We start from the raw sequence: 20,222 nt of genomic DNA, 5'->3' as shown, positions 1-20,222 counted from the left end.
AGCTACCGGCGATGCACGCGACGGCGCACAACGGCTGCCCAGGCGAACGGCAAAAACGGCGCCCCGCGCTTCACGGTGGGATGCTCCACCTTGAACCCGAAGGGTTCTATCGCCAGTCACGCAGGGGTGATGAGCGCATTAGTGTATTGGATGCGTCATGAATAGGCAACCGCACGGCAGCGGCCTCCAAACAATAAGGGCCGGACTCTACGCGCCCGTGCCGAAACACTTCGCCGTCTTGCCGCGGTGCGGCATTCTCAGTAGGCTTGCGGGATTCCACCCGCTATTCCGTTACCGACCAGGAGCAGCAATGATCGTGTTCGTCACAGGTGCGTCCGCCGGCTTCGGCGCCGCCATCTCCCGCGCCTTCGTCAAGGGCGGCCATCGTGTCGTCGCCACCGCGCGCCGCAAGGATCGCCTCGACGCGCTCGCGGCCGAACTCGGCGACGCACTGCTGCCGTTCGAGCTCGACGTGCGCGACCGCGCGGCCGTCGAAGCCGTGCCGGCCTCCCTTCCCGCCGAATTCGCCGCGCTCGACGTGCTCGTCAACAACGCCGGCCTCGCGCTCGGCGTCGAGCCTGCCCAGAAGGCGAGCCTCGACGAATGGCAGACCATGATCGACACGAACTGCTCGGGCCTCGTGACCGTCACGCACGCGTTGCTGCCCGGCATGATCGCGCGTGGTCGCGGCCATATCTTCAATCTGGGCTCGGTGGCCGGCACCTATCCGTATCCAGGCGGGAACGTATACGGCGCGACCAAGGCTTTCGTCAGACAATTCAGCCTGAACCTGCGTACCGACCTGATCGGCACGCCGTTGCGCGTCACCGACATCGAGCCGGGTCTGTGCGGCGGCACGGAATTCTCGAACGTCCGCTTCCGCGGCGACGATGCAAAGGCGGCGAACGTCTACGAGAATGTCCAGCCGCTCACGGCCGAGGACATCGCCGACACGATCTACTGGATCGCCACGCGTCCCGCGCACGTCAACATCAATACGATCGAAATGATGCCGGTCGCGCAAGCGCCGGCCGGCCTCACGATCCATCGCGGCTGACGCGTCGCCCGCCGCCGCAGGCCCGCCTGCGGCCGGCCCGCGGTGTGCTACGACGCACTACATTCCGTTACGAATCGGTTACGAATCCCGTCTTTGCCTTCCGGTAGAATGCGCGCCATGACTCAGCCTACCCGCTCCCCGGAAGCGCCGTCCGGCTTTACCTGGCCGGTGCGCGTGTACTACGAGGATACCGATGCAGGCGGCATCGTCTTCTATGCCAACTACCTGAAGTTCTTCGAGCGCGCCCGCACCGAGTGGCTTCGCGCATGCGGCGTCGACCAGCGTCGGCTCGCCGACGATACCGATGCGATCTTCATCGTGCGCAGCACGTCGCTCGACTACCGCGCGCCGGCGCGACTCGACGACACGCTGACGATCACGAGCCGGCCCGGACGCATCGGCCGCGCATCGGTGGAATTCACGCAGGAAGCCTGGTGTGGCGACACGCTGCTCGTGGCCGGGCAGATCCGCCTCGGCTGCGTCGACCGTCACGGCATCCGGCCCGCGGCCATCCCGCCGGCCGTGCTCGACGCGCTGCAACGCGGGCCCGTCATCGACACCGGGCAGACTGGTCTGTCAACGAAGCTCGCATGAGCGCCGTTTAGATACAGCCTATGAACTTGCCGTTCTGATTCGATACTAAGCAAGGTTCGGCGTCAGGCATCGCCGGCGCGCCGCGCCGCACGCACACCGGACGCCCTTGCCGGGCATTCCCGAAGGGACGTTACTCAAACCTCTATGAATACTGTTCAAGACCTGTCGATCATTTCCCTCGTCCTCAACGCGAGCGTGCTGGCCCAGGCCGTGATGGGGCTGTTGCTGCTGCTGTCGCTGATGTCGTGGACCTTCATCTTCCGCAAGTGGTTCGCGATCCGCCACGCACGCGCGCAGACCGAACGCTTCGAGAAGGATTTCTGGTCGGGCGGAGACCTGCAGGCTCTGTATCAAAGCGCGGCCAACAACCGTCACACGATCGGTGCGCTCGAGCGGATTTTCGAATCCGGGATGCGCGAATTCCTGAAGGCGAAGGAAAAGCGCCTCAGCGATCCGGGCCTCGTGCTCGACGGTGCGCGCCGCGCGATGCGCGCGTCGTTCCAGCGTGAAATGGACGTGCTCGAAGCCAATCTCGCATTCCTCGCGTCGGTCGGCTCGGTCAGCCCGTACATCGGTCTGTTCGGCACGGTCTGGGGGATCATGAACTCCTTCCGCGGCCTCGCGAACGTGCAGCAGGCCACGCTCGCGAACGTCGCGCCGGGCATCGCCGAGGCGCTCGTCGCCACCGCGATCGGCCTGTTCGCCGCGATTCCGGCGGTGGTCGCGTACAACCGCTACGCGCACGACATCGACCGCCTCGCGATCCGCTTCGAGACCTTCATCGAAGAGTTCTCGAACATCCTGCAGCGTCAGGCCCAGTAAGGAGCGCGCCATGGCAGGAAGCCCCATCCGATCCAGCATGCGCGGCGGCCGCTCGCGCCGCGCAATGGCCGACATCAACGTCGTGCCGTACATCGACGTGATGCTGGTGCTGCTCGTGATCTTCATGGTCACCGCACCGCTCGTCGCGCCGTCGATCATCAACCTGCCGACCGTCGGCAATGCCGCGCCGCAGGAGCAGACGCCGCCCGTCGTCGTCAACATCAAGGCCGACCGCACGATGAGCGTCAAGTACAAGGGCGATTCGGGCGCGACCCAGGAAGACACGATGACGAAGGCCGAACTCGACAGCTTCATCTCGGCCCGTCAGGCCGATCATCCTGACCAGCCGGTCGTGATCGCAGCCGACAAGACCGTGCAGTACGATGCCGTCATGACCGTGATGTCCGATCTGAAGGCGCGCGGCGTCAAGCGCGTCGGCCTCCTCGTCAAATCGCAATGAACCGGCAGCAATCCACGCGCAGGTCCGCCTACCCGCTCCAGCCTCCTCGCGAGCGCGGGACGTGGCGCGCGTTCGCGCTCGCCGCGCTGATGCACGTGCTGCTCGCACTGTTCCTCTATCACGGCGTGCAGTGGCAGAACAGCACGCCGGCCGGCGCCGAGGCCGAGCTGTGGACCGAAGTGCCCGACGTCCCCGCGCCGCGGCCCGTCGTCACGCCCACGCCGCCCGTGAAAGTCGCGCCGCCCCCTCCGCCGGTGCGCGACGAGCAGGCCGACATCGCGCTGCAGCAAAAGAAGCGTCAGCAGGAAGCGGCCGCGCGCGAAGCGCAGCTCGAGCAGCAGCGCCGTGCGCAGCAACTGAAGGCCCAGCAGGAAGAGGAAGCCCGGCGCGCGCAGCTTGCCGCGCAGCAGGCCGCCGCGCTCGCCGCCCAGAAGGCCACGGAACGCGAAAAACAGAAACAGGCCGAGAAGCTCAAGCAACAGCAGCTCGCCGAGCAGCAGAAGCTCGAACAGCAGAAACTCCAGCAGCAAAAGCAGGCGCAGCTCGAAGCGCAGCAGGCGGCGAAGGCGAAGGCCGAAGCAGCCGCGAAGGCAAAGGCGGAAGCCCAGGCCAAGGCGAAGGCCGAAGCCGCGGCGCACGCGAAGGCCACTGCGGCGGCGAACGCGAAGCTCGACCGCGAGCGCAACGCGCGCCTCGCGCAAATGCAGGGGCTGTCCGGCGCCGGCGAAGGCGGCGGCGACGGCCTCGCGAAAAGCGGCACAGGCACGGGCTCCGGCGGCAATGCCGCGACGCCAGGCTATGCCGACAAGGTGCGCCGCCGCGTCAAGCCGAACATCGTTTGGGGCGGCGAGCGGGCAGGCCTGACCACCGTCGTCAAGATTCGGTGCACGCCGTCCGGTGACGTATTGAGCGCATCGGTCTCCCGCTCGAGCGGGAATTCGGGGTGGGATCAAGCCGTGGTCAACGCGATCCACGCATCGGTCCCGTTGCCGCCCGATTCTAACGGTCGTACCCCGTCCGACATTACGATTACCTTCAAGGCGGCGGAGTGAAACGAAATGCGCTTACACTCCGGGCGTCGCTGTCGGACGGGAACGAATCGGGTATTTTTACTGTCTCTGCGGTTGCGCAGCGATCCAAGCCATACGGGAAGCAAGAAGCATGAGTTTGATGACAAAGCTAGGTTTCAGGGCACTCGTGGCCTCGTGTCTGATTACGGCGGGCAGCGCCGCTAACGCCCAGGTCAACGTGCTGATCACCGGTGTCGGGTCGACCCAGTTCCCCATTGCCACCGCGAATTTCACGAACGAGGCGAGCCTGCCGCAGCAGGTCACGTCGATCGTGCGCGCCGACCTCGCCCGCAGCGGCAAATTCACCAACATCGACGCGGGCAGCACGCCCGTGCCCGAGACCGCATCGGTCGATCTCGGCGCGTGGAAGGCCAAGGGCGCGAATGCATTCGTCGCCGGCAGCGTGAACCGCGAGGCAAACGGCCAGTACAAGGTCAACTTCATCCTGTACGACACCGTGAAGCAGCAAAGCCTCGGCGGCCTGTCGCTGACGGCCACCGACACCACGCTGCGCACGGCCGGCCACAAGATCGCCGACTACATCTACCAGAAGCTGCTCGGCGTGCGCGGCGTGTTCGCCACGCGCCTGTCGTACGTGATCAAGACCGGCAACCGCTACCAGCTGCAGATTTCGGATTCGGACGGCCAGAACGCGCGCATCGCGCTGTCGAGCACCGAACCGATCATCTCGCCGGCCTGGTCGCCGAGCGGCACGAAGGTCGCGTACGTGTCGTTCGAGCGCAAGAAACCGATCGTCTACATCCATGACCTGCCGACCGGCCGCCGCTACATGGTCTCCGACCAGAAGGGCAACAACAGCGCACCGGCGTGGTCGCCGGACGGCAACACGCTGGCCGTCGCGCTGTCGCTGACGGGCAATACGCAAATCTATACAGTCAACGCGAACGGCGGCGGCCTGCGCCGTCTCACGCAGAGCAGCTCGATCGACACCGAACCGTTCTACTCGCCGGACGGCCGCTGGATCTACTTCACGAGCGACCGCGGCGGCGCGCCGCAAATCTACCGGATGCCCGCACAGGGCGAGAGCGCCGGCGCCGCGCAGCGCGTGACCTTCACCGGCAGCTACAACACGAGCCCGCGCGTGAGCCCGGACGGCAAGCTGCTCGCTTACATCTCCCGCACGGGCGGGGGCTTCAAGCTGTACGTTCAGGATCTGCAGACTGGCGCGGCGAACGCCATCACGAATACCAATCGCGACGAATCGCCGAGCTTCGCGGCAAACGGCCAGTACCTTCTGTACGCTACCCAGTCGGGTGGCCGCAATGTGCTGGCTGCAGTGCCTTCCGACGGCAGCGCGCCGCCGCAGATCCTGTCCGTCCAGGGCGGCTCCGTTCGCGAGCCGTCGTGGGGGCCCTTCATGCAATGACCACAAGGAGAGTAACCATGATGTCGAATAAAGCTCGTCTGGCCCTGGCCGTGATGATGATCAGCGCGCTCGCAGCGTGCAAGTCGGGCGTGAAGCTCGACGACAAGGCGAACGCCGGCGCAATCGGCACGCAGCCGAACGCCGACAACGTCGCGCAAGTGAACGTCGATCCGCTGAACGACCCGAACAGCCCGCTCGCGAAGCGCAGCATCTACTTCGACTTCGACAGCTATTCGGTGAAGGACGAGTACCAGCCGCTGATGCAGCAGCACGCGCAGTACCTGAAGAGCCACCCGCAGCGCCACGTGCTGATCCAGGGCAACACCGACGAACGCGGCACGAGCGAGTACAACCTCGCGCTCGGCCAGAAGCGTGCGGAAGCCGTCCGCCGCGCGATGGCCCTGCTTGGCGTGAACGACTCGCAAATGGAAGCCGTGAGCCTCGGCAAGGAAAAGCCGCAGGCAACGGGTCACGACGAAGCATCGTGGGCGCAGAACCGTCGCGCCGACCTCGTCTACCAACAGTAAGTAACGGAAGAATCGCCGTATGACGCACCGTTCAACCTGGCTGCGCGTTGCCGCAGCATTCTGCGTCGCGGGCGCGGCGTGGTCGGCCGCGCCGGCGCACGCCGGCATGTTCGACGACAACGAAGCGCGCCGTGCCGTACTCGATCTGCGCAGCAAGAGCGACAACCTGTCGAGCCAGTTGTCGGCCGCCCAGCGTACGATCCTCGATCAATCCGGCCGTCTCGACCAGCTGAGCCAGCAGGTCGCGACGCTGCGCGGCGAGAACGAGGATCTGACGAACCGGCTGACGACGCTCGAGCGGCAGCAGAAGGAGTACTACCAGGATCTCGACACGCGGCTCAAGAAGTTCGAGCCGCAGCAGGCGACGATCGATGGTGTCGAAGGCACCGTGCAGCCGGGTGAAACGGATGCGCTCAGCGCGGCGCAGCAGCAGTTCCGCAACGGCAACTTCAAGGCGGCCGCGGCTTCGTTCCGCGCGTTCATCGCGAAGTATCCGCAAAGTCCCTATCAGCCGACCGCGCAGTACTGGTACGGCAACGCGCAATACGCGCTGCGCGACTACCGCGGTTCGACCGCGACGTGGCAAGGGATCGTCAGCAAGTTCCCGCAACACCCGCGCGCGGCCGACGCCCTCGTGGCGATCGGTACGAACCAGCTCGAACAAGGCCAGAAGGCGGCCGCGAAGAAGACGTTCGAGCAGGTCGTGTCGCAGTACGCCGGGTCGAACGCGGCGCAGACGGCGCAGGGCAAGCTCGAAACCATCAAATAATTATCGTGACGGGTTGTTGACAGCCTTGTAGCCCGCCGCTATAATTTTTTGCTCTTTAGGTCGTTGCCCAGTTTATTGAAGCAACGAACCGACAGGTTTCAAGAATGTGGGGTGGTAACTCAGTTGGTTAGAGTATCTGACTTTTAATCAGAGAGTCGAGGGTTCGAGTCCCTCCCACCCTACCAACTATCTTCGATAGTGTAAAAAAGCCTCCCTCGCGGAGGCTTTTTTGCGTCTGTCGCCGCGCCGTTGGAGCAGGATTCTCGACGATGCTCGCCACGCTCGGTCTCCGGCCGATCACCGCACACTCACGTCCCGCAGTACCGCAACATATAGGTGCTTGAGCCCAGTCGTCGGCCGGCTGGCAATCGGCATCGCCGAATACGACGATGTCGCAGCGATCGGCATCGACGCGATCGAAGCCGTCGTTCTTCGCGTCGTAGTAGCCGGTGCTCGCGCCGATCTCGACGAAGTCGATCGGGCGGCCGGCCAGCGCGGTGATGTCCGCGCACGCGTCGGCGGGCAGGCCGTCGTGCGTGATGATCCATTGCGCAAGTTCCGCCGGCGGCACGGTCTGTTTCGCCAGCGCCGCCATGACGCGCTTCAGGCTGTCGACGGCCTGCGCGAGCGCCGCGCCGCCGCGCAGGTTGTTGGTCTCCAGCACAAACGCAGCCCGCGCGGCCACGGAACGGGCGGCCGTGCGCGTCCGCGCTGCGGTGTCGGTGAAGTTCGGCATCCGGAATATCTCCATCGTCATGCGCGACGGCATGGACAAAACGAAAGGACATCGGGCCCGCGGCACGCCGGCGAATGCGGGTACCACGAACGGCGTCGCGCAGCGGGCGGCCTCGGCGGGCGCCCGCTGCACGTGCGGTCACTCCTGGATCGACGGCGCGGAATCGGCGTCGGTATAGCGCGGCTTCGCGTTCTGCAAGTCGCGCGTGTTCTTCTGCACGGCCACCGAGCCGAACAGCGCGAGCACGAACGACATCGCGTAAAAGCCCTTCTCGCTCAATTGCAGCGTCGCGTTGAAGAGGCCGACGATCAGCAGCGCGATCGACAGCAGCAGCGCGATCCAGCTGAGGCCGTAGTAGATGCCGGTGACGGGGATGCCTTCCGCGCGGTCGCGCACGCTCTTCTGCAGCGAAATCGCCGCATAGAGGCCGAACACCAGCACGGTGAAGTAATAACCCTTCTCGTTGAGCTGCATGCCGGCGTTCCAGAGCCCGATCAGGAAGGCCGCGAAACCGGCGATCAGTGCGGCCCACGACGCGGCCACGAACGCGAACGACGGTTGCTGGATGGTGGTCTGGTTCATTGCTTTGCCCTCTCTTTCTTGTTGTTCGAAATCGTTGTCATCGAACTGCGTTTTGCGCATGGTAGCAGCTTTGGCGCGCGTCACGACGGCCCGTCGCGCATCCGCCGCGAGCGTGAGCCACGGTTGACGCAATGCATCCACGAGACGATTGCGCTGAAAATCGACGCCTCAACGTATCCAAACCCTCATCGATAGCGATCAGAATAGCCTTGCATCGCCGGAGTTCGCGGCACCCGCCGCCCTCCTCACTCTTTTCGACAAGGACGCATCATGCTGAACTGGAACGAATACCGGAAGGAACTCTCGACGCGTATCGGCGACATCGCCAAGCTGTCGCCCGATACGCTGGCCGGCTACAAGGCGCTGTCCGGCGCGGGCGCCAAAACCGGCCATCTCGACGCGAAAACGCGCGAGCTGATCGCGCTCGCGGTGGCCGTCACGACGCGCTGCGACGGCTGTATCGCCGTGCATACGGCAGAAGCGGCCAAGCATGGCGCGACCAAGGAGGAAGTGGCGGAAGCGCTCGGCGTAGCGATCGCGTTGAATGCCGGTGCGGCGCTCGTCTATTCGGCGCGCGTGATGGACGCGCTCGGCGACTGAGCCCGCGCGGTGCGGCACGCTCGTCGTGCCGCACCGCGTCGTTGCGTGGCGTGGCGCGCGACCGCATGGCCGGGCGGTTGCGCATCGCGCGAACGAGCCTGCCGTGCGTGACGAATATGGGCGACTCGCTTCGACGCGTAAGCGTCGTGGAGTCGGCTACCATGCGCGAACGATACATCGTGAAGGAGCGCTCCATGTGCCGTTGGCTCGCCTATACGGGCAATCCGATTCATCTGGAAACCGTGCTGTTCCGCGCGAAGCATTCGCTGATCGACCAGAGCCTGCATTCGGAGCTGGGCGCGACGACCACCAACGGCGACGGCTTCGGCATCGGCTGGTACGGGCACCCCGACGAACTCCCGTTCCGCTATCGCTCCGTGCATCCCGCATGGAACGACCGCAACCTGCGCGAAGCCGCGCGTGCGATCCGCTCGCGGATGTTCGTCGCGCACATTCGCGCGGCGACCGACACGCCCGTGCAGGAAACCAACTGCCATCCGTTCCGCCACGGCCGCTGGCTGTTCGCGCACAACGGGCTGATCCGCGATTTCCACAAGCTGCGCCGCGACCTGACGATGAAGGTCGATCCCGCGCTGTTCCCGACGCTCGAAGGCTCGACCGACTCCGAACTGATGTTCCGCCTCGCGCTGACGTACGGTCTCGAGCAGGCGCCGCTGCCGGCGCTCGAACGCATGGTCGGCGTGGTGGAGGAAACCGCCGCGCGGCATCGCGTCGCCGATCCGCTCAACATGACGATCTGCGCGACGGACGGCGAACGGATCGTCGCGGTGCGCTATTCGAGCGAACGGCAATCGCGCTCGCTGTTCCATAGCACGTCGTTCAAGCACCTGCACGAGCTGTATCCGCATAACCCGCGCATCGCCGAAGCCGGCGACGAGGCGTTCATGGTCGTGTCGGAGCCGCTCGTCGACCTGCGCGGCGCGTGGGAGGAAGTGCCGGAGGGCATGGCGATCGTCGCGCACGGCGCCGATGTGCAGCAGCGGCCGTTCGGGCCGCGGCACAAGTGACGTGCCGCGGTCCTGACGAAATCGGGCGAATTCGGGTAGCGACGACCTCAGCGTGACGGGGTAATCGCGGCGATCCCGCTTTTAAGGGGCCCGACGCTCGGTCATGCCGACCCAATCGGAAGGGATGCCAATCGTCGCCGGGCAAAAATACGTCGAGGCAACAGGCGTCGGATAATTCGCCATTCGATAATAAGTGACGGAATCGCATCACGAAAGCAGCCCCGTGCGGACTGTTGTGGTTTTCGTCGAATAAAAATTAATTCAGTTGTGATTTCAATAATAGATCCACGATCGAAAATCCTGTCGACGACGCCTACTTATTTCGAATTATTACGACGAACCGGCAATCATTACCGGGCAGATGCGGTTCGCACACCGTCTCGCCGCCTGAAGGCGAAAGCTTATTCCCGAGCAAAATATTCAACTTACAAATTTTAAAAAGCACCGTTACAATTCGACGACGACTGAATTCGCATCAATAAAGTACGACGCAGTTACCGGCACATCGAATCCGAGATGACTCAAGATCTCCCTCATTCCCGCCCTGTCATGCTCACGGGCAATCAATCCGTGCTTTCCAGCATGAAGCAGGACCATGCTTTCGTGGTATGGCTCACCGGCGTGTCCGGTGCCGGTAAATCGACGCTCTCGAATCTTCTCAAGGAACACCTCGATGCGCGCGGCCTTCGGACTTTTCTGCTGGATGGCGACCAGCTTCGCGAAGGATTGAATCAGGACCTGGGATTCAGCGACGCAGACCGCCACGAGAACATTCGTCGGACGGCCGAGGTCGCGCGCCTGATGGTGGATGCCGGGCTCGTCGTCATCGTCGCGTTGATCTCGCCTTTTCAGGAGGCCCGCGCCAAAGCGCGCGCACGTTTTCCGCAGGGCATGTTTTTCGAAGTCTTCGTCGACGCTGCGCTGGACGTGGCGGAAGCGCGCGACCCCAAAGGGCTCTACGCGCGGGCAAGGCAAGGGACCCTTCGGCAGTTCACCGGCATCGAATCGACCTATGAAAAACCGGTATCGCCCGACGTGCACGTGCGCACGGGCGAAGCAGGTCCGCTGGAATGCGTGCACGCGATCATGCAGAAATTGCCGTTGAACGGTTGACGCACGTCGCCGTCCGTCGTGAACCTCCATCACCGCGCGAACCGGGCCATCGTCGGCCACCGCGACACGATCTGACCGAAAACCGGTCGACCTCCCATTCCGCCCGGCGCGGCGCACCCACGTCCTGCCCGCTTTTCATTACGTCAACCAATGTCAGCCCGGTTGCCCGGCGCTCAAAGGTCAGGTTATAAAAGCGCCTCCCATCCCGGTGCATGCGCCGCCCTTTTACCCTCGACTTCGGAGAACGCATGATCGATCTCGCCACCGCCCAGCAATTCCTGATGACTCGCGGCCTCGACTTCGGCCTCAACCTCCTCGCCGCGATCGTGTTGTGGTTCGTCGGCCGCTGGGCGATCCGCATCGGTACGCGCCTGCTCGGCAAGGTCGTTCGCCGCAGCGGCAAGGTCGACCCGACGCTCACCGACTACCTGACCTCCGTCGTCGGCGTGCTGCTCACGATCCTGCTGATCCTCGCGATCCTGCAGATCTTCGGCGTACAGACGACCTCGTTCGCCGCACTGCTCGCCGGCCTCGGCCTCGCGATCGGCACCGCCTGGGGCGGCCTGCTCGCGCATTTCGCCGCCGGCGTGTTCATGCAGGTGCTGCGCCCGTTCAAGATCGGCGACGTGATCAGCGCGGGCGGCGTCACGGGCACCGTGAAGGAGCTCGGCCTGTTCGGCACGACGATCGTCACCGCCGACAACATCGTGACGATCGTCGGCAACAACAAGATCTTCTCGGACAACATCGCGAACTACAGCGCGACGCCGCACCGCCGCGTCGACCTCACCGCGAAGATCGCGAACAGCGTCGACGCCGCCGATGCGATCAACCGCCTGAAAACGCAGATCCAGCTGGTGCCGAACGTGCTGAAAGTGCCGGCGCCGGACGTCGGCGTGCTGCAGTTCACGCCGGAAGGCCCGCTGCTGTTCGTGCGCCCGTCGACCCAACCGGAGAACTACTGGCAGGTGTATTGCGACACCAACCGCGTGATTCTCGATACGTTCCGCGAAGCCGGCTATCCGACGCCCGAAACGCCGGTCTCGCATCGCAACGCGTGACGAAAGCCGCGGCCGAACCGCACGGACGAAAAAAAGCGTGGCACTCGCCACGCTTTTCTATTGCGTCGAAACCCGTCGCATCGCGTCAGCGCCCGCCCGCCTTCGGCGCCTCGTCCGAGCGCCGCCCGCGCACGAGCTTCCACACCGCGCCGAGCGCGACCGGCACGATCGCCGCGCCGATCCCGACCAGCACGATCACGTTCAGGTACTGGCGGATGAACGGGATGTTGCCGAAGAAATAGCCGAGCAGCACGAGCAGCAGCACCCACACCAGCGCGCCGATCACGTTGAACAACTGGAAGCGCGCGACGCTCATCGACGACGCCCCCGCGACGAACGGCGCGAACGTGCGCACGACCGGAATGAAGCGCGCGAGCACGATCGTCTTGCCGCCGTGCTTGTCGTAGAACGAGTGGGTCTTCTGCAGCGCGGCGCGATCGAGGAACCGCTCGAGCACCGGGATATGCGTATTGAACACCTTCGGGCCGACCCAGCGGCCGATCAGGTAGTTCACGGTGTTGCCGGAAATCGCCGCGACGAGCAGCAGCACGATCAGCAGGCCGACGTTCATTTCGCCCGTCGCCGCGAACGCGCCGCCGATGAACAGCAGCGAATCGCCGGGCAGGAACGGGAACACGACGAGGCCCGTCTCGCAGAACACGATCAGGAACAGCACGAGATAGACCCACGCACCGTACTGCCGGATGAAATCGCCGAGGAAAGCGTCGATATGCAGGACAAGGTTGACGAAATGCAGCAGCGTATCCAAATGCGATTCCTCGAAGGCGATGGGGCCGGAACGGCCGGAACAGGCCAGACATGGCCGAGGCGGCCGCCAGCCAAGGCTGGCGCGCGCAACGCAGTGATGATACCGAAACTACCTTAAGGCGCCGTGAAAAAACGTAACCGCCGGCCGCCCCGGCACGCGTTCGCGGCCTCGCTATAATTCGGCCATGTCCGATATCACCGAAACGGCCGCGGGCGCCGCGCCCGCCCCCGCCGCGCGCCCCCTGCGCGCGATCCAGCCCCTGCCCGACCAGCTGATCAGCCAGATCGCCGCCGGCGAGGTCGTCGAACGCCCGGCGTCGGTCGTCAAGGAGTTGCTCGAGAACGCGATGGACGCCGGCGCGACGACGCTGCGCATCGTGCTGGAAGAAGGCGGCGTCAAGCGCATCTCGATCACCGACGACGGCTGCGGGATTCCGCCGGACGAACTGGCGCTCGCGCTGATGCGCCACGCGACCAGCAAGATCCGCTCGCTCGAGGAGCTCGAGGCGGTCGCGACGCTGGGTTTTCGCGGCGAAGCGCTCGCGTCGATCGCATCGGTCGCCGAGATGTCGATCACGAGCCGGACGGCCGATGCCGCGCATGCGATGAAGATCGATGCGCAGACGGGCGTGCTGTCGCCCGCCGCCGGCTCGATCGGCACGACGATCGAGGTGCGCGAGCTGTACTTCAACACGCCCGCGCGACGCAAGTTCCTGAAGAGCGAGCAGACCGAATTCGGCCACTGCCTCGAAATGATCCGCCGCGCCGCGCTCGCGCGGCCGGACGTCGCGATCTCGGTGCTGCACAACGGCAAGGCCGTCGAGCACTGGAACGCGACCGAGCCGGCGCAGCGCGTCGCGAAGATCCTCGGCGACGGCTTCGCGACCGCGCACCTGCCGCTCGACGAGCAGGCCGGCCCGCTCGCCGTGTACGGCTGCGCCGGCCTGCCGACCGCGAGCCGCGGGCGCGCCGACCAGCAGTATTTCTTCGTGAACGGCCGTTTCGTGCGCGACAAGCTGCTGACGCACGCGGTGCGCGCGGCGTACGAGGATGTGCTGCACGGCGACCGCTACCCGTCGTACGTGCTGTTCCTCGACCTGCCGCCCGAAGCCGTCGACGTGAACGTGCATCCGTCGAAGATCGAAGTGCGGTTCCGCGATTCGCGCTCGATCCACCAGTACGTGTTCCACGCGGTCCAGCGGGCGCTCGCGCGCCATGCGGGCGCATCGCCGGAAACCACGGCGGGGGGCCATGCCGCGCATATCGAGCCCGCGCCGCGCGGGCCGGCATCGTTCCTCGATACGCCGCTCGGCCAAAGCCAGGGCCATGCGACAGGCGGCGGCGGTGGAATCGGCGGCGGTGGAATCGGCGGCAGCGGCTTCTCGTCGCCGTCGTCGTCTTCGTCGTCCGGCAACACCTGGATGCGTCAGGCGCGAATGACGCAAGGCACGCTGCCCGTCGCGCAGCCGCTCGCGCTCTACGACGCGCTGTTCGGCCGCAAGGACAGCGGCGCGGGCACGCCGGACGGCACGACACTCATCGCCCGCGATGCGGCCGATTCGACCGACGCACCGGCCGCGCCGCTGCCGGGCTTCGCTGCGTCGCCGCTCGCCGCCGGCACGCACGACGAGCAGCCGCTCGGCTTCGCGCTCGGCCAGATCCACGGGATCTACGTGCTGGCACAGAACGCGTACGGCCTCGTGATCGTCGACATGCACGCGGCGCACGAGCGGATCCTGTACGAGCAGTTCAAGAACGCGCTCGCCGACCGTACGGTCGCCGTGCAGTCGCTGCTGCTGCCGATCTCGATGACGGCCACGCCGGTCGAGATCGGCACGGTCGAGGAAGAGCGCGACACGCTCGAATCGCTCGGCTTCGACCTCGCGGTGCTGTCGCCGACCACGCTCGCGATCCGCGCGGTGCCGGCGCTGCTGAAGGACGCCGACCTGCAGTCGCTCGCGCGCGCGGTGCTCGCCGACCTGCACGCGTTCGGCGGCTCGCGCGTGCTCACCGAGCGCCAGCACGAACTGCTCGGCACGCTCGCGTGCCATCACGCGGTGCGTGCGAACCGGCGCCTGACGCTCGACGAGATGAACGCGCTGCTGCGCCAGATGGAGGCGACCGAGCGCGCGGACCAGTGCAATCACGGCCGGCCGACCTGGTATCAGCTCACGCTGAACGATCTCGACCGTCTCTTCATGCGCGGCCAATGAGCGCTGCTTCGCCGTCCCGCCCGATGACGATCGCCTGCCTGCTCGGCCCCACCGCTTCGGGGAAGACCGCCGCGGCGCTGGCGCTCGCCGCGCGCCGCCCGATCGAGATCGTCAGCGTCGATTCGGCGCTCGTCTACCGCGACATGGATATCGGCACCGCGAAACCGTCGCGCGACGAGCGCGCGAGCGTGCCGCATCACCTGATCGACATCATCGACCCGGCCGACGCGTATTCGGCCGCGGAATTCCGCGCGGACACGCTGCGGCTGATCGGCGAGATCGTCGCGCGCGGCCGCACGCCGCTGCTCGCGGGCGGCACGATGCTGTACTACAAGGCGCTGACGCAAGGGCTCAACGACCTGCCGGGCGCCGATCCGGAGATCCGCGCGGCACTCGACGCCGACGCCGCGCGCGACGGCTGGCCGGCGCTGCACGCGCGGCTCGCGCAGGTCGATCCCGACACGGCCGCGCGGCTCGCGCCGAACGATTCTCAGCGGATTCAGCGGGCGCTCGAAGTCTTCATGCTGAGCGGGCAGCCGATGTCGGCGCTGCTCGCCGCGCCGCGCCGCACGGACGATGCCGCCGCCGCGTACCGCTTCGTGCCGGTCGCGCTCGAGCCGTCGGACCGCGCGGTGCTGCACGCACGGATCGCGCGGCGCTTCGACGCGATGCTCGACGCAGGCTTCATCGACGAAGTCGAACGGCTGCGGCGCCGCGACGATCTCCATCCCGACCTGCCGTCGATGCGTTGCGTCGGCTACCGGCAGGCATGGGAATTCCTCGACGGCGACACCGACTACCGGACGATGCGCGACAAGGGCATTTTCGCGACACGCCAGCTCTGCAAGCGCCAGATCACGTGGCTGCGCGCGATGCCGGAGCGGATCGTCGTCGATTGCATCGCGCCGGATTCGACGGCCCGCGCCCTTGACGCGCTCGAACGGGTGCTCGACGGGCGCACGCCGGACTGATTACCGGCGGATCTCCAGCGTCGGCGGCAGGCTGGCGGAAGCGTCGCCGACGAACGCGTCCTGCCCGTCGCCCACTTGCCGGACCGCAGCGCACCGCCCGAAAAAAAAGCCGCCCGGATCGACTCCGGGCGGCTTTTCCTGCTGCATCTGCTTGCGACGCGTCAGACCACGACCGTCTGCGCCTCGCCTTCGCGGGTCGCACGCACGGTACCGATCTTCCACACCTGTTCGCCGGCGGCGGTCAAGTCGGCGATCGCTGCGTCGGCATCGGCCGCCGAGACGATCACGGCCATCCCGATCCCGCAGTTGAACACGCGGTGCATTTCCGCATCGGCGACGCCGCCGTGCTCCTGCAGCCACTTGAACAGCGGCGGCAGCGGCCATGCGTGCTGGTCGAGCTCGGCGGTGAGGCCTTCGCGCAGCACGCGCGGGATGTTCTCGACGAGGCCGCCACCGGTGATGTGCGCCATGCCCTTCACCGACAGCTTCTGCATCAGCGCGAGCAGCGGCTTCACGTAGATGCGCGTGGGCGCCATCAGCGCGTCGGCCAGCGAGCGGCCGTGGAAATCGGCCGACAGATCGGGATTCGCGCGCTCGATGATCTTGCGCACGAGCGAGAAGCCGTTCGAGTGGATGCCGCTCGATGCGAGGCCCAGCACGACGTCGCCTTCGGCGATCGTGCCGCCGTCGATGATCTTGCTCTTTTCGACCGCGCCGACCGCGAAGCCGGCCAGGTCGTATTCGCCGTCCGGGTACATGCCCGGCATTTCGGCCGTTTCGCCGCCGATCAGCGCGCAGCCCGACAGTTCGCAGCCCTGCGCGATGCCCTTGACGACGGTTGCAGCCGTGTCGACGTCGAGCTTGCCGCAGGCGAAATAGTCGAGGAAGAACAGCGGCTCGGCACCCTGCACGAGGATGTCGTTCACGCTCATCGCGACGAGATCCTGGCCGACGGTGTCGTGTTTGTTCAGATGAAAGGCCAGCTTGAGCTTGGTGCCCACGCCGTCGGTGCCGGACACGAGCACGGGCTCCTTGTACTTCTTCGGCACTTCGAACAGCGCGCCGAACCCGCCGATGCCGCCGAGCACGCCGTCGCGCAGGGTTTTCTTCGCAAAAGGCTTGATCTTGTCGATGAGCGCGTCGCCTGCGTCGATGTCGACACCTGCGTCGCGATAGGACAGACCCTGAGCGTCGGGAGCGGATTTCGGAGGATTCATGGGGGAATGCGAGAAGGTCGGTAAAATGCGATTTTACCCGAAGCCGGCCCGTTGGCCGGAATTCCCAGCACCGAATCGTCAGGGATTGCATCTTGGTCAACACGTCCCCGTTTTCATCGCCGGGCGAGGCGCGCCGAAACCCGCGCCGCGCCGCCGTGCGTACGGTCGCGCGTGAAGCCAGCCGAGGCGCCTTCCCTCACGCGTGCCCGGCGTACGGCACGCGTTTTTTCAACCGATCCGCATTGTGACTGCTGTGTCCCGTCAACTGACGCTCGATCTCGGCACGCCGCCGCCCGCCACGTTCGACAACTTCATCATGAGCGACGAGAACGACGAGCTCGTCACGCGCCTGCAGAAGCTCGATCTCGCACTCGCGGCCGGCCCCGTGCCGGACCGGTCGTTCTACATCTGGGGCGAGCCGGGCAGCGGCCGCACCCACCTGCTGCAGGCGCTCGTGAGCGACGCGTCGTACGGCTATGCGCGCTACTTGACGCCGCAAAGCCCGCTCGGCGCGTTCACGTTCGACCCGCGCATCGGCATCTACGCGATCGACGACTGCGACCGGATGAGCGACACGCAGCAGGTCGCGCTGTTCAACCTGTTCAACGAAGTGCGCGCGCACCCGTCGAGCGCGTTCGTCGCGGCGGGCCCGGCGGCGCCGCTCGCGCTCGACGTGCGCGAGGATCTGCGCACGCGCCTCGGCTGGGGGCTCGTGTTCCACCTGTCGCCGCCGTCCGACGCCGGCAAGATCGCGGTGCTCAAGCTCGCGGCGAAGGAGCGCGGCATCGCGCTCACCGACGACATCGCCGCGTACCTGCTGACCCATTTCCGCCGCGACATGCCGAGCCTGATGGCGTTGCTCGACGCGCTCGACCGCTTCTCGCTCGAGCAGAAACGCGCGGTCACGCTGCCGCTGCTGCGCCGGATGCTCGCGCGCCCCGGCGACGACATCACACCACCGGGCACGGGCCCGAACCGCTTCGAGTAAAATGCGCTTCCATGACTAATCTGGCACTCTTTGACCTCGATCACACGCTGATCCCGACCGATAGCGACCACGAATGGGGTCGCTTCATGGTGAAGCTCGGCATCGTCGACGCGGAAAGCTTTTCGCGTCAGAACGACCAGTTCTTCGCCGACTACAAGGCCGGCCGGCTCGACATCCACGCGTACCTCACGGCGATGCTCACGCCGCTCGCGAAGTATTCGCGCGCGCAGCTCGCCGAGTGGCACGAGCAGTACATGCACGAGGTGATCCGCCCCGCGATGACGCCCGCCGCGCTCGAACTCGTGCGCCAGCACCTCGATGCCGGCGACCTGTGCTGCGTCGTGACGGCGACCAACGAATTCATCACGCGCCCGATCGCGACCGCGTTCGGCGTCGACACGCTGATCGCGTGCGAGGTCGAAACGACCGACGGGCATCCCGATTCGCCGTACACGGGCCGGCCGACCGGCACGCCGAGCTATCGCGAAGGCAAGATCGTGCGCACCGAAGCGTGGCTCGCATCGCTCGGCAAGCACTGGGACGACTTCGCGCACAGCTACTTCTACAGCGACTCGCACAACGACATCCCGCTGCTCGAGAAAGTCACCGACCCGATCGCGACCAACCCTGACGACACACTGCGTGCGCATGCAAGCACCCGCGGCTGGCGTATCCTCGATCTCTTCTGAACGTCGTGATCAAAAAATTCATTCGAAAGCTGCTCGGCCAGGACGAAACCGAGCAAACGCCTTCCGCAGCGGCCCCGGCCGACGAAGCGGCCCCTGCTGCCCCGCGTGCCCCGAAGGGCGCCCGAGGCGGCGGCGCGAAAAAACCGCGCAGCAACCATGAGCCGACCGTCGTGCCGGCCAGCGTGCACGGCATCAACCCGGCGCTGATCTCGAAGAACGCGGTGCGCGTGACCGACACGCTGCAGCAGGCGGGTTTTCGTGCATTCATCGTCGGCGGCGCGGTGCGCGACCTGCTGCTCGGCATCGCGCCGAAGGACTTCGACGTCGCGACCGACGCGACGCCGACCGAGGTGCAGCGCCTGTTCCGCCGCGCGCGCCTGATCGGCCGCCGCTTCCAGATCGTCCACGTGCAGTTCGGCCAGGAACTGATCGAGGTATCGACGTTCCGCGCGCTGGTCGACGCGCCGCCCGAAGCCGCCGCGGCCACGGCCGAGCCGCCGCGGCGCCTGAAGCGCGACGAACTCGATCGCCGCACGCACGCGGTCGACGCGAGCGGCCGCGTGCTGCGCGACAACGTGTGGGGCGAGCAGCACGAGGACGCCGCGCGCCGCGACTTCACGATCAATGCGATGTACTACGACCCGTCGACGCAGACGGTGCTCGACTATCACGACGGGATGGCCGACGTACGCGCCCGCCTGTTGCGGATGATCGGCGATCCGGCCACCCGCTTCCGCGAGGATCCGGTGCGGATGCTGCGCGTCGTGCGTTTCGCGGCGAAGCTCGGCTTCGAGATCGAGCCGCATACGCGCGAGCCGATCCACGCGCTCGCCGACCTGATCAACAACGTGCCGGCCGCGCGCCTGTTCGACGAAATGCTGAAACTGCTGCTGTCGGGGCACGCGCTCGCATGCCTGCAGCGGCTGCGCAGGGAAGGGCTGCACCACGGGCTGCTGCCGCTGCTCGACGTCGTGCTCGAACAGCCGCAGGGCGAGAAGTTCATCACGCTCGCGCTGAACAACACCGACGCGCGCGTGCGTGCCGGCAAGCCGGTGTCGCCGGGCTTCCTGTTCGCGACGCTGCTGTGGCACGACATGCGCCAGCGCTTCGAGCAATACACGGCCGCGGGCGAAATCCCGGTGCCGGCGCTCCATCGCGCGATGGACGACGTGCTCGACATGCAAACCGAGAAACTCGCGATCCACAAGCGCTACTCGGCCGACATGCGCGAGATCTGGGGCCTGCAGCTGCGCCTGGAGAAACGCTCGGGCCGCAGCGCGATGCGGCTGCTGGAACACCAAAGGTTTAGAGCGGGGTATGATTTCCTCCTGTTACGCTGCGAATCCGGCGAGCTCGATACGGAAGTCGGACAGTGGTGGACGGATTTCATCGAAGGCGACGCGGCCGCTCGCGAGGCCTTGCTGACGCAGGGCGGCTCGAAGGAAAAATCGCCCCGCAAGCGGCGCCGCCGCGGCGGGGCGCGAAACCGCCAGCAGGGCGAAGGCGCCGCCGAGCAGGCGCCGGATACCGCGAGCGATACCGCGAGCGGTTCCGACGACTGACGCGTGCG

Annotated in this window: 22 protein-coding genes, 1 tRNA gene and 1 riboswitch; of the genes, 19 read left to right on the top strand and 4 right to left on the bottom strand. The window is 66.2% G+C overall.

What is annotated here, in order from left to right:
- Positions 1–29 precede the first annotated feature (29 nt).
- A riboswitch (ZMP/ZTP riboswitch) is annotated at positions 30–130 on the bottom strand.
- 180 nt (positions 131–310) lie between these two features.
- The 10 genes from QZM72_RS10845 (at position 311) to QZM72_RS35630 (ending at position 7,600) form a co-directional block, all read left to right on the top strand.
- Positions 311–1,057, top strand: coding sequence for an SDR family NAD(P)-dependent oxidoreductase (locus QZM72_RS10845; protein WP_089466753.1), 747 nt, complete (start codon positions 311–313; stop codon positions 1,055–1,057).
- A 108-nt stretch (positions 1,058–1,165) separates the two neighbouring features.
- The gene (gene ybgC, locus QZM72_RS10840; protein ID WP_089466752.1) at positions 1,166–1,651 is read left to right on the top strand and encodes a tol-pal system-associated acyl-CoA thioesterase; all 486 of its coding nucleotides are present in this window, start codon (positions 1,166–1,168) and stop codon (positions 1,649–1,651) included.
- A 144-nt stretch (positions 1,652–1,795) separates the two neighbouring features.
- Positions 1,796–2,473: a protein TolQ gene (gene tolQ / locus QZM72_RS10835; RefSeq protein ID WP_301738040.1), complete on the top strand. Its 678-nt coding sequence runs from the start codon at positions 1,796–1,798 to the stop codon at positions 2,471–2,473.
- A gap of 10 nt (positions 2,474–2,483) precedes the next feature.
- Positions 2,484–2,933, top strand: a complete 450-nt coding sequence (gene tolR / locus QZM72_RS10830; protein ID WP_006484943.1) for a protein TolR — start codon at positions 2,484–2,486, stop codon at positions 2,931–2,933.
- On the top strand, positions 2,930–3,985 hold the full coding sequence (tolA, locus tag QZM72_RS10825; protein ID WP_089466751.1) for a cell envelope integrity protein TolA: 1,056 nt from the start codon (positions 2,930–2,932) through the stop codon (positions 3,983–3,985). The genes tolR and tolA overlap by 4 nt, the downstream gene beginning before the upstream one ends.
- Positions 3,986–4,094: 109 nt before the next feature.
- A complete protein-coding gene (tolB, locus tag QZM72_RS10820) occupies positions 4,095–5,390 on the top strand; it encodes a Tol-Pal system beta propeller repeat protein TolB (RefSeq protein ID WP_301738038.1) in 1,296 nt (431 codons plus the stop codon).
- Positions 5,391–5,407: 17 nt separating this feature from the next.
- Positions 5,408–5,917 carry a peptidoglycan-associated lipoprotein Pal gene (pal, locus tag QZM72_RS10815; protein ID WP_089466749.1) on the top strand — a complete coding sequence of 170 codons (510 nt, stop codon included), beginning with the start codon at positions 5,408–5,410 and terminating at the stop codon, positions 5,915–5,917.
- Between the two features lie 19 nt (positions 5,918–5,936).
- Positions 5,937–6,686, top strand: a complete 750-nt coding sequence (gene ybgF, locus QZM72_RS10810) for a tol-pal system protein YbgF (protein WP_089466748.1) — start codon at positions 5,937–5,939, stop codon at positions 6,684–6,686.
- Between the two features lie 108 nt (positions 6,687–6,794).
- Positions 6,795–6,871: transfer RNA gene (locus QZM72_RS10805), tRNA-Lys, on the top strand.
- Positions 6,872–7,135: 264 nt separating this feature from the next.
- A complete protein-coding gene (locus QZM72_RS35630) occupies positions 7,136–7,600 on the top strand; it encodes a hypothetical protein (protein WP_367620030.1) in 465 nt (154 codons plus the stop codon).
- On the opposite strand, the gene yiaA is transcribed toward QZM72_RS35630, so the two are convergent.
- Positions 7,561–8,004 carry an inner membrane protein YiaA gene (gene yiaA / locus QZM72_RS10795; protein ID WP_050011812.1) on the bottom strand — a complete coding sequence of 148 codons (444 nt, stop codon included), beginning with the start codon at positions 8,002–8,004 and terminating at the stop codon, positions 7,561–7,563. The two genes, QZM72_RS35630 and yiaA, sit on opposite strands and share 40 nt — an antisense overlap.
- Before the next feature lie 270 nt (positions 8,005–8,274).
- Between yiaA and QZM72_RS10790 the strand changes: the two genes are divergently transcribed.
- From QZM72_RS10790 to QZM72_RS10775, 4 genes are all read left to right on the top strand, one after another.
- Positions 8,275–8,604: a carboxymuconolactone decarboxylase family protein gene (locus tag QZM72_RS10790; protein WP_006484989.1), complete on the top strand. Its 330-nt coding sequence runs from the start codon at positions 8,275–8,277 to the stop codon at positions 8,602–8,604.
- 194 nt (positions 8,605–8,798) lie between these two features.
- Complete coding sequence (locus QZM72_RS10785; RefSeq protein WP_301738111.1) at positions 8,799–9,632, top strand: class II glutamine amidotransferase; 834 nt, start codon at positions 8,799–8,801, stop codon at positions 9,630–9,632.
- A gap of 549 nt (positions 9,633–10,181) precedes the next feature.
- On the top strand, positions 10,182–10,745 hold the full coding sequence (gene cysC, locus QZM72_RS10780; RefSeq protein ID WP_089466747.1) for an adenylyl-sulfate kinase: 564 nt from the start codon (positions 10,182–10,184) through the stop codon (positions 10,743–10,745).
- Positions 10,746–10,993: 248 nt separating this feature from the next.
- A complete protein-coding gene (locus tag QZM72_RS10775) occupies positions 10,994–11,806 on the top strand; it encodes a mechanosensitive ion channel family protein (protein ID WP_089466746.1) in 813 nt (270 codons plus the stop codon).
- Positions 11,807–11,891: 85 nt separating this feature from the next.
- On the opposite strand, the gene QZM72_RS10770 is transcribed toward QZM72_RS10775, so the two are convergent.
- The gene (locus QZM72_RS10770; RefSeq protein WP_089466745.1) at positions 11,892–12,575 is read right to left on the bottom strand and encodes a DedA family protein; all 684 of its coding nucleotides are present in this window, start codon (positions 12,573–12,575) and stop codon (positions 11,892–11,894) included.
- Positions 12,576–12,759: 184 nt separating this feature from the next.
- Between QZM72_RS10770 and mutL the strand changes: the two genes are divergently transcribed.
- Together mutL and miaA are read left to right on the top strand one after the other, a co-directional pair.
- Positions 12,760–14,787: a DNA mismatch repair endonuclease MutL gene (mutL, locus tag QZM72_RS10765; RefSeq protein WP_089466744.1), complete on the top strand. Its 2,028-nt coding sequence runs from the start codon at positions 12,760–12,762 to the stop codon at positions 14,785–14,787.
- Positions 14,784–15,758: a tRNA (adenosine(37)-N6)-dimethylallyltransferase MiaA gene (gene miaA / locus QZM72_RS10760; RefSeq protein WP_089466743.1), complete on the top strand. Its 975-nt coding sequence runs from the start codon at positions 14,784–14,786 to the stop codon at positions 15,756–15,758. The genes mutL and miaA overlap by 4 nt, the downstream gene beginning before the upstream one ends.
- Here miaA and QZM72_RS10755 read toward each other — a convergent pair whose 3' ends face one another.
- Both QZM72_RS10755 and purM read right to left on the bottom strand, forming a co-directional pair.
- On the bottom strand, positions 15,759–15,905 hold the full coding sequence (locus QZM72_RS10755; RefSeq protein WP_179233370.1) for a hypothetical protein: 147 nt from the start codon (positions 15,903–15,905) through the stop codon (positions 15,759–15,761).
- A gap of 14 nt (positions 15,906–15,919) precedes the next feature.
- Positions 15,920–16,975, bottom strand: coding sequence for a phosphoribosylformylglycinamidine cyclo-ligase (gene purM, locus QZM72_RS10750; RefSeq protein WP_089466742.1), 1,056 nt, complete (start codon positions 16,973–16,975; stop codon positions 15,920–15,922).
- A gap of 253 nt (positions 16,976–17,228) precedes the next feature.
- Between purM and hda the strand changes: the two genes are divergently transcribed.
- The 3 genes from hda to pcnB are packed head-to-tail and all read left to right on the top strand — an operon-like array spanning position 17,229 to position 20,214.
- Positions 17,229–17,963 (top strand): DnaA regulatory inactivator Hda, encoded by a 735-nt coding sequence (hda, locus tag QZM72_RS10745; RefSeq protein WP_012327945.1) that lies wholly within the window; start codon positions 17,229–17,231, stop codon positions 17,961–17,963.
- A gap of 11 nt (positions 17,964–17,974) precedes the next feature.
- Positions 17,975–18,652, top strand: coding sequence for an HAD family phosphatase (locus QZM72_RS10740; RefSeq protein WP_089466741.1), 678 nt, complete (start codon positions 17,975–17,977; stop codon positions 18,650–18,652).
- A 5-nt stretch (positions 18,653–18,657) separates the two neighbouring features.
- Complete coding sequence (gene pcnB, locus QZM72_RS10735; protein WP_089466740.1) at positions 18,658–20,214, top strand: polynucleotide adenylyltransferase PcnB; 1,557 nt, start codon at positions 18,658–18,660, stop codon at positions 20,212–20,214.
- The last annotated feature ends 8 nt before the right edge of the window (positions 20,215–20,222 follow it).

The organism is Burkholderia sp. AU45388, assembly GCF_030481585.1.
Classification (GTDB): Bacteria; Pseudomonadota; Gammaproteobacteria; order Burkholderiales; family Burkholderiaceae; genus Burkholderia; species Burkholderia sola.
Note: the sequence above shows the minus strand (reverse complement) of the source record. Positions and strands in the feature narration are given on the sequence as shown.